The sequence below is a fragment of the Halomonas cibimaris genome (genome assembly GCF_055379665.1).
On sequence record NZ_AP043828.1, the window covers coordinates 896,954 to 909,337 of the forward strand.

8 protein-coding genes are annotated in these 12,384 nt (G+C 59.9%); all 8 read left to right on the plus strand.

The window, feature by feature from the left end; genetic code table 11:
- Nucleotides 1-92 precede the first annotated feature (92 nt).
- The 8 genes from ACZ415_RS04125 to ACZ415_RS04160 all read left to right on the plus strand — a co-directional run bounded on the left by ACZ415_RS04125 (nt 93) and on the right by ACZ415_RS04160 (nt 12,305).
- On the plus strand, nt 93-956 hold the full coding sequence (locus ACZ415_RS04125; protein WP_344702486.1) for an RRXRR domain-containing protein: 864 nt from the start codon (nt 93-95) through the stop codon (nt 954-956).
- Between the two features lie 72 nt (nt 957-1,028).
- On the plus strand, nt 1,029-3,140 hold the full coding sequence (locus ACZ415_RS04130) for a YjbH domain-containing protein (protein WP_344702487.1): 2,112 nt from the start codon (nt 1,029-1,031) through the stop codon (nt 3,138-3,140).
- Nucleotides 3,141-3,297: 157 nt separating this feature from the next.
- Nucleotides 3,298-4,428 carry a polysaccharide export protein gene (locus tag ACZ415_RS04135; RefSeq protein ID WP_464387778.1) on the plus strand — a complete coding sequence of 377 codons (1,131 nt, stop codon included), beginning with the start codon at nt 3,298-3,300 and terminating at the stop codon, nt 4,426-4,428.
- Nucleotides 4,428-4,865, plus strand: a complete 438-nt coding sequence (locus tag ACZ415_RS04140; RefSeq protein ID WP_344702489.1) for a low molecular weight protein-tyrosine-phosphatase — start codon at nt 4,428-4,430, stop codon at nt 4,863-4,865. The genes ACZ415_RS04135 and ACZ415_RS04140 overlap by 1 nt, the downstream gene beginning before the upstream one ends.
- A 63-nt stretch (nt 4,866-4,928) precedes the next feature.
- Entirely contained in the window at nt 4,929-7,124 is a 2,196-nt protein-coding gene (locus ACZ415_RS04145) for a polysaccharide biosynthesis tyrosine autokinase (RefSeq protein ID WP_344702490.1), read from the plus strand.
- Between the two features lie 130 nt (nt 7,125-7,254).
- Nucleotides 7,255-7,785, plus strand: a complete 531-nt coding sequence (gene rfaH, locus ACZ415_RS04150) for a transcription/translation regulatory transformer protein RfaH (protein WP_344702491.1) — start codon at nt 7,255-7,257, stop codon at nt 7,783-7,785.
- A gap of 125 nt (nt 7,786-7,910) precedes the next feature.
- On the plus strand, nt 7,911-8,669 hold the full coding sequence (gene nagB / locus ACZ415_RS04155) for a glucosamine-6-phosphate deaminase (RefSeq protein ID WP_344702492.1): 759 nt from the start codon (nt 7,911-7,913) through the stop codon (nt 8,667-8,669).
- A 93-nt stretch (nt 8,670-8,762) separates the two neighbouring features.
- Nucleotides 8,763-12,305, plus strand: coding sequence for a DEAD/DEAH box helicase (locus ACZ415_RS04160; protein ID WP_344702493.1), 3,543 nt, complete (start codon nt 8,763-8,765; stop codon nt 12,303-12,305).
- The last annotated feature ends 79 nt before the right edge of the window (nt 12,306-12,384 follow it).

A 12,384-nucleotide genomic window follows, 5' to 3' on the forward strand; every position in this document is an offset into this window, starting at 1 on the left:
GCAGGAGCCGGTTATCGACATTCCCGAGGGGAGACGGATCGAACGATCCGCGACACAGGGCCCGTAAGGGCATTGATCAGGAGGAAATCGCCATGGCGGTTTTCGTATGGGATAAACACAAGCAGCCGTTGATGCCGTGCAGCGAAAAACGCGCCCGATTGCTGCTGGAACGCGGTCGCGCCGTGGTACATAAACGCTACCCGTTCGCGATCCGACTCAAGGATCGGGTGGGCGGCGACACGCAACCGCTGCGTTTGAAGCTCGATCCGGGCAGCAAGACGACCGGATTGGCCATGGTGCGGGCGTATCTGCTGGAAAAGTGGGGGCGGGCATGTGCCTACTGCGGCGCCACCGAGACGCCGCTGGAAGTTGAGCATGTTGAGCCACGCAGCCGGGGCGGTTCCAGCCGCGTCAGCAATTTGGCTCTGGCGTGTCACGATTGTAATCAAGCCAAAGGCAACCAACCGCTTGGCGACTTCTTTTCCCACGACAAAGGGCTAAAAAAGCGCCTGAAACAACACGGCCACACCGCCTTGGTGAGGCTTGAGCGCGTACAGCGCCAGCTCAAGCAGCCGCTACGCGACGCCAGTGCGGTCAATGCAACCCGCTGGGCGCTGTTTGACACCCTCAAGGCCACCGGGCGCGGCGGTTATCAACGCACTCGACTGACTCGGCACGGTTTCCCTCGTGGCTACCTGATGCAACAAAAACAGGTACACGGTTTTCAGACCGGCGACATGGTGAAAGCCATCGTGCCCACCGGCAGGAAAGCCGGCACGCATACGGGCCGTGTGGCCGTGCGCAAAACCGGCCGCTTCAACACCCAGACGCAACAGGGGGCATTGCAGGGCATTTTGCACAAGCATTGCACCCTGATTCAGCGCGGTGATGGCTACGGCTACCACCTCACGCCATCCATCAACCACAAGGGAGGAGCGGGACAGGCGGTAGCGTAATCCGGGCCGCCCTGCGGGCGACGCGCTATCCCTCCCGGCACTAAAAGTACCGGGTATCCCGCGCAAGTTCTGATGACGAAAGGATTGCTGCAGGCAGCTCTTTTACCACTGTGGCTGGCAAGCAGTGATGCAATGGCCGGCAGCCTGTTCGGTAGCACAGGAGAAAATAATCTAGGCAAGGGGCAAAGCGATTTTGGCGGCATCGGCCTGATGCAAACCCCTACCGCGCGCATGGCTCCGATGGGCAGCATGATGGTTGGCTGGAGCCGCACAGCTCCTTATCGTCGCTATAACGTGTTCTTTCAGCCCGCCGAATGGCTGGAAGGCGGCTTTCGCTATTCCGAGATCGAAAACCGTGATTATCAGGCGGCTTCCGGCGATCGCAACCTGCTCGATAAAGGCCTGGACGTGAAACTTCGCCTGCTTCAAGAGTCGCGCTACGCGCCGCAGCTTGCGCTCGGCCTGCGAGACGTAGGCGGAACAACGCTGTTTGGCGCCGAGTATCTAGCCGCCAGCAAGCGCTGGCACGATTTCGACTTCACTTTGGGGTTGGGCTGGGGATATCTCGGCCATGCTGACGATGCCGGCTCACCGCTGGGCTGGGCGGACGATCGCTTTGACCATCGCCCAGATGACAGCGGCGGCGACCAGGGCGGCGAATTTGCTCTGGATGCGCTATTTCGCGGGCCGGTAGCAGCATTCGGGGGTGTGGAATATCAGACGCCGTGGGATCCGCTGGTCATGCAGCTGGAATACGAGGGCAACGACTACAGCAATGAACCGTCAGGATCCAAGCTTGAACAGGATAGCCGCTTCAACATCGGCGGGCGTCTGGCGCTGACCGATGGCCTCTCCTTACACAGCGGCTGGCAGCGTGGGAATACCGTGATGATGGGGCTTAACTACCGGTTTAACCTGGCCGGCATAAGCCAGATCAAACGCGACCCGCCGCCGGTTGCCACCGATGCCGGGCCGCAGAGAAACTGGCAAGCCGTCAGTAACGCACTGGCAAGCAATGCGGGAATTGCGGTAAGCCGCATTAGCCGCGACGGCCGCGACCTGACCGTCAGCGGCGAACCCATGACCTATCCGTCACTGATGGAAAGCGAAAAGCGCGCCGGGCGCATCCTGCACGCCCAGGCAGATGCCGGCGTGGAACGCTTTCGTTTTCGCTGGGAAAGCCGCGGTTTGGCGCTGCGCGAAGACGTACATGACCGTGAAGCCATGCTGGCGGCAGCAGACTCTGAAGAGTACGAGAGCGATCATCTGTACGGCATCTATTCCCACGCCGATCTGGCAATTGATGCCACAAGTGAACACGGCGAGACGCTCTACCATCATCGCTTTAAAGGGTTCAGCTGGAACTTGGCACCGCGACTTGACCAGAACCTTGGCGGTCCGGACGGCTATTTGTTTCGCCTGTTGGCCGTGCTGAACGCGGAATACCGCACTGATCCCAACGGTTGGTTTTCCGGCGCGGTGGCCGGCACTATCTGGGATAATATGGACAACTACGAGTACATCTCAAATTCCGAGCTGCCACGTGTACGGACCTATATCGGCGAATACCTCTCGAAATCTCAGGTTGGGATTGAAAATCTGCAGTACACCCGTACCGCCCAGCCGGGCGATAACTGGTACGCCATGGGCTATGGTGGCCTGCTGGAAATGATGTATGCCGGCGTCGGTGGCGAGGTGCTATACCGCCCCTTCAACAGCGGCTGGGCGGTAGGCGCTGACCTCAACTGGGTGCGGCAGCGTGCGTTTCAACAACGCTTTGAGCTGCGCGATTACAGCACCTGGACCGGCCACCTTAGCGCCTACGTTGAGACCGGATTTGAAGACGTTCTGGCAAAGGCCAGCGTTGGGCGCTACCTGGCCGGCGACATAGGTACCACGCTGGATTTCTCGCGCGAATTCGACTCTGGCGTGCGCATCGGCGCATGGGCAACCTGGACAGATGCCGGCGACGATTACGGCGAGGGTAGTTTCGACAAGGGGCTTTATCTGTCGATTCCCTTCAATGCACTGTTCACTCGCTCGACTCGCTCACGGGCCACCGTTGCCTGGAAGCCGCTCACGCGCGACGGCGGCGCCAGACTTGGTCGGCGCTACGGGCTCTATGGCCTCACCGAAGAGCGCAACCTGGGATCATATTGGGAGAAATACCCGGACAGCTGGTAATATGCCAATGCTTTTAACGGCGATGATGGCGCTTGCCAGCCGCCGCCGTAACAACAGTACGCTGCCAGATACAACCACAGGCTTCGGGATGCGCCACTGCACTCTGGGCGGCAGCGTGCCCGAACACGCGTCGCTCGACTTCTCAGGGCCCAACACCATGCGCCATTTACCTCCTATCAAGCTTATCGCCACCCTGGGCTGCACTCTCTGGCTTAGCGGCTGCGCCTTTGCCCCCGGCAGCTACTTCGCGTCCGATACCGCAAGCGCTCCGATCAACGACCTTGTCGACGTTGAACCCATCACACCCGGGCTGATCAATGCACAGCGTGCCGCACCGGACCGTGACACTATGCGCCAGGCCAGCCAAAAACAGCGCGCCAGCATTGATGGCTACCAGTACCGCATCGGCAAGGGCGACGTACTGAGCATTACCGTATACGACCATCCGGAGCTGACCATCCCCTCGGGCAGCGAGCGCAGCGCCGCCGAGGCCGGTAATACCGTGCACGACGACGGCACCATTTTTTACCCTTTCATTGGCCGTATCGACGTACAGGGCAGCACCGTGCGCGAAGTGCGCAGCCGCATCGCCCGGCGCCTGACTCCCTACATTGCCGAGCCTCAGGTTGAAGTTAAAGTGGCGGCCTTCAAATCCCAGGACGCGCTGATCTCCGGCGAAGTGAAAAACCCGGGACGACAACCTATTACCAACGTCCCCATGACCGTGCTGGACGCCGTTAGCCGCACCGGCGGGCTGACCGATCAGGCCAACTGGCACGGCGTGCAGCTGATGCGCGACGGCGAAATCCATACTCTTTCGCTTTACAACATGCTCAACAAAGGCCAGCTGGGCGACGACATGCTGCTAAAAGACGGCGACGTGCTGCACGTTCCCGAGCTGAACGAGCAGAAAGTGTTCGTCATGGGGGAAGTGGGCGAGCCGCAAACGCTGCCCATGGGGCGTTCACGCATGAGCCTGACCGAAGCCCTTAGCCGCTCGGGCAGCCTGGAAAAGACCCAAGCCGACGCCAGCGGCATCTTTGTTTTCCGCCGCCAGCCCCAGCGCAGCGACAAGCTGGCCACGGTCTATCAGCTTGATGCACGCAACGCTGCCGCCATGGTGCTGGGCACCGAATTCAAGCTTGCGCCCACTGACGTGGTCTACGTGACCACCACCCCGCTCGGACGCTGGAACCGCGTTGTCAATCAGATGCTGCCTACCATCACCTCGGTGTATCAGATTACCCGCACCGCCCGAGACGCCAACGACCTGCGGGACGATTTCTAATGTTTCAGCACATTCTCATCGTTTGCACCGGCAACATCTGCCGCAGCCCGGTCGCCGCCGCCTTACTGGCGCGTGCCCTACCTGAGCGCCGCGTTGAGTCTGCTGGTCTGGGCGCGGTCGTCGGCCACGGCGTTGAACCCACGGCCCGCCGTCTGGGCGAAGCCGACGGGCTCGACCTGGCAGACCACCAGGCACGGCAGCTTACTGCCGGCATGCTGCACGCCGCCGATCTGGTACTGGTCATGAGCGAAGGCCAGCGCCGCGCCGCCGGCGAGCTCGCCCCCGAAGCACTGGGCAAAACCATGCGCCTGGGGCGCTGGCTGGAAAACGGCCAAGGCCGCGACATCCCCGACCCCTATCGTAAAAGCCCGGAAGCATTTGAACACGTCCACCAGCTGCTAAAAGATGCGACCCACAGCTGGGCAACGCGCCTATAACCTTCGTCTTTTACGCTTTGCCCCAGCGGCGCTGCATCACCCAGCTCGGAGAATTCACCCGACATGTCAGATTTGCAAAACCCTGAAACCAGGCCCGCCTCAACGGCGGACGACGAAATCGATCTCGGCCGACTGTTTGGGCTGCTGCTTGACCATAAGTGGTGGATCATCGGCATCACCGCGCTGTTTGCCATTATCGGCGTGGTTTATGCCCTGCTGAGCACGCCGATCTACCGCGCCGATGCACTGATCCAGGTGGAAAAGAAGGCAGGAATCAGCAACCCCCTGGAAGACGTGCAAGCCATGCTCGGTGAAGAGCCCAAAGCCGACACCCAGATCGGCATCCTGCGTTCGCGCCTGGTGCTGGGTCGCGCCGTGGATCAGGAACGCCTGGACCTGTCGGTAACGCCTACCCGCCTGCCCGTCATCGGCAATTTTCTGGTACGCCAAGGCATAGAACGCCCGGGCTTTGCCAGCAGCAGCGTCTGGGCCGGCGAGACGATCAACGTCGGCAACTTCCAGGTAGACGGCCCGCTTGAGGGCGAAGCGTTTACCCTTATCGCCACTGAAGGCAACGGCTATCGGCTACGCCACAACGACAAGCCCCTGGGTAGCGCTCAAATCGGCGACAATGCCCGTTTCATGAACGGCCAGGTCAAGCTGCGCGTCGCCGAACTCACCGCCGCCCCCGGTGCCGAATTTACTCTGGTCAAGCGCTCGCGCCTGGTCACCATTAACGACCTGCGCTCACGCCTTAGCATCAGCCAGCAGGGCAAGGACAGCGGCCTGATCGAGCTTGCGCTAACCGGCGCCGAGCCCGCCCGCGCCAAGCGCGTTCTGGACGCCATCAGCACGGTCTATCTTAACCAGAACATACAGCGCCAGAGCGCCGAGGCCGAGCAAAGTCTGGACTTTCTGGAGCAGCAAGAGCCCGAAATACGCCAGCAGCTGCGCACCGCGGAGAATACGCTGAACCGCTACCGCACCGAGCGCGACAGCGTCGATTTAACCCAGGAAACCAAATCCGTTCTGCAGCGGCTGGTCAACATCGAAGCCAAGCTCAACGAGCTGGACTTCAAGGAAGCGGAAATTTCCCGACGTTTTTCTCCCGGCCATCCCACCTACTCTGCCTTGTTGGACAAAAAGCAGCAGCTCGAAGACGAACGTGAACGGCTCAATGAGCGGGTTGAATCGCTGCCGGAAACCCAGCAGCAGATTCTTCGCCGCACCCGGGATGTCGAGCTCAACCAGGAAATCTACCTGCAGCTGCGCAACAAGATCCAGGAAATGAAGATCGCCAAAGCCAGCACCGTAGGTAACGTGCGTATTCTCGACCACGCCGCGGTACAGCCCGCCCCGGTCGCTCCGAAAAAGAAACTCATCGTGGTGCTGGCCACCCTGCTGGGCGGCATGCTGGCGGTAGGACTGGTGCTGGTGCGTGGTCTTTTTAATCGCGGTGTGGAATCGCCCGAGCAGATTGAAGAAGCCGGCCTGCCCGTTTATGCCACAGTGCCGCTTTCCGACACCCAGCACCAGCTGACCCGGCGCATTAAACGCCGGCGCGAACGCCACGGACAAAGCGTCATGGCCGGCATACTTGCTCACCGCGAGCCCGCCGACACCTCCATCGAGGCGCTGCGCGGGCTGCGCACCAGCCTGCACTTCGCCATGATGGAAGCCGCCGACAACCGCCTGATGGTCAGCGGCCCCAGCCCCGGCGTTGGCAAAAGCTTTGTTTCAGTAAACCTGGGCGCGGTATGCGCCCAGGCCGGGCAGAACGTGCTGGTTATCGATGCCGACATGCGCAAAGGCCACCTTCATCACGCCTTTGGCGGCCAAAGCAGCAGCGGCCTTTCCGAGCTGCTAAGTGGTAAGGCCGCGCTCGACGATGTGCTGCGCAGCTCAGAGCAGGCCGGACTGAACTACGTTGCCCGGGGCAGCGCCCCGCCCAACCCTTCAGAGCTGCTGATGCATAAGAACTTCAGCGACTTTCTGGAGCAGGCCAGCCAGCGCTATGACCTGGTGATTATCGACACCCCGCCGATACTTGCCGTCACCGACGCCGCCATAGTCGGCAAACAGTGCGGCACCAGCCTGATGGTCGCGCGCTTCCAGAAGAACCCGGCCAAAGAACTGGTCATCGCCAACCGTCGTCTGGAAACCACCGGCGTGACGGTCAAGGGCGCCATACTCAACGCCATGGAGCGCAAAGCGGCTACCTCCTACGGATATGGCTACTACAACTACTCGTATAACTAATATACTCCCGCCAATAATGGACGACGCCTCTTGAGTCTTCTGGAGGCGTCGTCAGAAATCGCTAACACGATTTGCGGCAACCTATAGACACAATGGCCTCACGTGAACGTTGCTGACGAGGAGAGTTTTCTTGAAACAAGAGCAAACGCCCGAGACTGACGTACACACGAAAAGCCATCCAGCTTCCTGGTATGTCGTCCAGTGCAAGGCCGGCGAGTCTTTTCGCGCAGCCGACCACCTGGATAACCAGGGGTATGAGGTGTTACACCCGGTTCTCGAGCGAAAGCGCCGCCGCCGAGGCAAACTGACCCTTGTATGCGAACCGTTATTTCCGTTTTATCTCTTTATCAGGCTCGACAAGATCTCGAGCAATTGGGCACCCATTCGCTCCACTCGCGGTGTCCTGCGCATTGTCACGTTCGGTTATGTGCCAGCCGCTGTTCCCGACACGCTGATCGAGCAGCTTGTGCATGGCTCCGATGAGCCTGACGGCGTACACAGTCGATTTTCTCCCGGCGACAGCGTTCAGATTGCCGACGGTCCCTTCAAGGGGCTTGAAGCTATCTTCCAGCATGCCAAAGGCACTGAGCGCGCCGTGGTGCTACTCAATATGCTGCAACATCAACGCTCGGTAGAAATGCCCGGTGATCACCTGCTCTGACAATATCCTGTCCGAACAGACAGGAGCTTATGACAGCTGGTGACAACGTACCGGCTTTGCTATTGATGGACCCCGGGATTCACGCGGAATTTTGCTACTAGACCACACATCGCGGACACCATGCTATGTATCAAGTTTTCAACACCGCAGACGAGGTTTCGCATTTCGCTGCAAAGCGGATCCTGGATTGCATAGCAGCCTCTCCTGATATGGCCCTGGGCCTGGCGACAGGCAGCACGCAGGAATCTTTATACGCGCAACTGGTTCGACTGATCCGACAACGCTCAATCGACGTATCGAAGCTGACGACTTTCAACCTGGATGAGTATATTGGGCTTGGAGAGTGGCACCGCCAAAGCTATCGTTACTATATGCACGAACATCTCTTCAAGCACCTGCCACTCTCCAGGCAAAGGCTACATGTGCCTGATGGCCTGGCCGATAACCCGGAAAAGGCGTGCCAGGCATACTCGGAGGCGATCCGAGCAGCGGGCGGCCTGGATTTTCAGCTCCTGGGGATCGGCTCCAACGGTCACATCGGCTTCAACGAGCCGTACACACCGTTTTCCAGCCGCACCCATACCGTGGCGCTGTCCGATCAAACGCGTCTGGATAACGGGCGCTTTTTCTCCGCCCACAGTGAGGTACCCACCCATGCGATGACGCTGGGTATACAGGATATTCTGGAAGCGCGGGAAATCATGCTTCTGGCGACAGGTCGCCATAAGGCCGATACCATGGCTCAGCTATACCATGGTGATGCCAACGAAGCGTTGCCGGCTTCAGCACTTAAACATCACCATAACGTCACGATCGTCATGGACCGGGAAGCCGCTTCCGGGCTCCCCGAGCACATGCAAAATGCAAATCCCAGGACCCGTTAACGTCCCTTGGGCAAAGCGCGGTCATCTCGAACTCGACGCTCTGGCCTGTCTTGCTCCTGCTTCCTTTCTGTCCGAGCTTTTTAAGGTGTTCTCATGCACAGTGCCATGCTGATGGACGATGCATTAATCTTTTACCGGGCGCTTCAGCGCCATGACTGGCCCACCTATTTTGACCGGAATACGCTGAAGCGCGGCAAGCGTTACGCTGAGCAAGGATTTGTATCAGGGCCAATAAGTCTGGAGCATGAGGATAATAGCCTGGCACTGGCAGGACAGGTCGAAGGTAGCCTCAAGCGCCCATATCGTACGGAAATTGAGATTACCATCGACCCTCACGAACCCGACATGCTGGCGATCTGCACATGTCCCGTGGGAGTCGGTTGTAAACACGCCGTCGCGCTTATTGAAATCTTTCTCCACTATCTCGATGAAAAAGGCTGGACAGCAGCCATGGCCGGCTCTCCACAGCCCGAGGCTGAGGTATCCACCCCCCGGAATGACGACACGCTTGCCAGGTTGCAATGGGAAAGCTGGATTCGTCAGATGGAAGAAGTGCCCCCCGTGGCGCCCGAACACCAGCGCGTCGGCCATGAATATCGCCTGGGCCTACTGTTGGATGTCGGCATGGGACGCTTTTTCAGCAGTGTCCCCAAGCTGGCCGTGATGCCGGTTTGGCTGCGCCCTTCACGACAGCGCGGTCGTGGTAGCGGCTGGGTGGCACCCCGCCGCATCGAATTTGCGTCTGACGGCCAGCTGCAACCCTCACCCGAGGATGGCTGGACGGCCACTGCGGAAGAGGCCGTTGACCGGCTGCTGCACGGCGAAGCAGGTCATATGCATGCCAGAAACCAGGGTCAGTGGCGGCTCGTGTCCACCGATTTACAAGCCCGTGCCTTATGGCGCTTGTTGGAAAGCGATACCCCTCCCCTGCTGTTTTATCAGCAGCAAACAGGCCCTCTGCTGCAGTTTGGAGATCCCTGTCAGCTGGTATCCGACTGGCAAACCGATGACCAGGGCGTTCAGCGGCTCGTGCCATTAACAGAGCCGGCCGATAGCGTATCGGAAGACGCTGTTTTTGCGAGCGTCGGCCGTGACCTCTGCTATCTCGACCCGACATACGAGTACCTGGGCCACCTTGAAGGCACACCAGAGCGTCTGGCCCATGTATACCGCGCCCCGCCATTACCTCCCGGCATCAGCGAATGGCTGGACGATCAGTTTCAACAATCCGACGCATTGGCCCGAACACTGCCAACGCCTCACCGGGTAGAAGAACAGGTGTTGGCGGATGTTTCGCCACAACTCAAAGCCACCATGACGATCGCCATGGGGCAGGTCGGCACGCACCGTGGCATATTGCTTTCCCCTCAACGTGACGCACTGCCCTATTGGGTTCACGTGGGCGCTGCCATTATTCAGTTTAACTACGCAGGCATCGATGTAGCCCCCGAGGAAGGCGACACCGCCACCGGGTATCGTGACGGCAAGCAGCTGACGGTACAGCGCGATGGCAACAAGGAAGTGGCGCTGATCCAGAGCCTGCCTTCCGGCATGGTGCCCCTTGAGCAGCTGTATAAAAACGATGCCTTTCCCGATTATCTGAATCTACCGGGCTGGACCCTGCTGCTGCCAATAGACGGCACGCCACCGACCAGCGCCGAAGAGTGGTCCACACACCTGGCGGCGCCCGATGAATGGTGGGACATGATCGATCAGCTGCGTGAAGCCGGCTGTCGTATCGAGTTTGACCCTGACTTTCCGGAAGAGCCGGTCGTGGTATCCCCGGATGCCTGGCATGGCGAACTGGAACCGGCCGGTAACGGCTGGTTCGATCTGGCATTGGATATTGAAGTCGAGGGAGAAAGGCTCAACCTGCTGCCCATTCTTCGCCAACTGCTTCAGCGCTCGGACTTTCCTCTGGAACCCGAGGAAAATGAGCCGGAAGACGCGACCTGGACTCTGGCGTTGCCGGACAATCGCCAGCTGGAACTGCCGCTGACCAGGCTGCGCTCATTGATGGCGCCGATTCTGGACTGGCTGGATGACCGGGATGATCCCGGTGCCGCAGTCCCCCTCCCCGTCACAGCGGCCGAGCAAATGGCGCCCCTGGCGGAAAACGAACGCTGGGCCGGCCGTGAGCACATGACCGACCTGGCCGACAGGCTGCGCCAACTGCCTACGACCGTGGAAGAACCTCCCGATTTTGCCGGTGAGCTGCGTGACTACCAGGCACGCGGCGTGGCCTGGATGCGCTTTCTGGCCGAACTGGATACAGGCGGCATTCTTGCGGATGACATGGGGCTGGGCAAAACCATACAGGTGCTGGCTCATATACTCGATGAGCGCGCTCGCGGCACGCTAACAGCTCCCGTGCTGGTGGTAGCCCCCACCAGCCTGGTAGGAAACTGGTGGTCGGAGACGGCCCATTTTGCCCCGGAACTGACAGTGGTAGCGCTGCAAAGCGGCAAGGCAAAGCGTATGCGGCAATTTGATGAAGCGCTTGCCGACGCCGACCTGGTGATCACAACCTATGCCTTGATCAACCGTGATCTGGAGCGCCTCCAGGAGACCCACTTCGGGCTGTTGGTACTGGATGAAGCCCAGGCAATCAAAAACGCTGCCAGTCAATCGGCACGCGCCGTACGCCAACTTAACGCCGAGCGCACCCTGGCCATGACCGGCACACCGCTGGAAAACCACCTGGGCGAGCTATGGGCACAGTTGGATGTGGTCGCCCCCGGGGCCCTGGGGTCCCAGCAGTGGTTTGGGCGGCATTTTCGTACGCCCATCGAAAAAGACGGCGACGTAACGTTGCGAGAACGCCTGACACGACGTATTTCACCGTTGATGTTGCGTCGTGGAAAGCAGCAAGTGTTGGCCGAGCTACCCGACATCACCGAGCAACGTCACGATATCACGCTGAGTGGCGCTCAGCGCGAGCTGTATGAAAGCCTGCGCCTGGCCCAACATCAGCGGGTACAGCAGGCCATCGCCGAGCGGGGTCTGGCCGGCTCGGGCATCGTGATGCTGGATGCACTACTCAAATTGCGTCAGGTATGTTGCGATCCACGGCTGGTGAAGTTGGACAGCGCTCGCAAGGTACAGCAGTCGGCCAAATTGCAACGGCTGCGAGAGCTGGTATCGCCGCTGGTCGAGGAAGGCCGACATATTCTGATTTTCTCCCAGTTTACCGAGATGCTGACGTTGATCGGTGAAGCGCTGGAAAAGGATGGCATTGCATTCACCACGCTAACCGGTGAGACACCCGGCAAGGCCCGAACAGCGCGTGTGGCGTCATTTCAGCAGGGCGATATCCCCGTGTTTTTGATCAGCTTGAAAGCCGGCGGCACCGGGCTGAACCTCACGGCTGCTGATACCGTGATTCACTACGATCCCTGGTGGAACCCCGCCGTGGAGGCACAGGCTACCGGCCGTGCGCACCGTATGGGGCAGAAAAACCCGGTATTCGTCCACAAGCTTGTTTGTGCAGGCTCCGTTGAGGAGCGCATTCTGGATCTGCAGTCTCGCAAGGCGGACCTGGCAGCATCCATTCTGGAAGGCGGCGAGGAACGTCAGAATGGCGGGGTACTGTTCGACGAAGACGATCTGGCGCTGCTGTTTGCGCCAGTCGCATAGTCTTGTAGCTCCTCGCTACCCTGACAACTTTGGCTACTGTAGTGGCATCGTCCATTTGGCCGGCTGGCTGTATGCATCC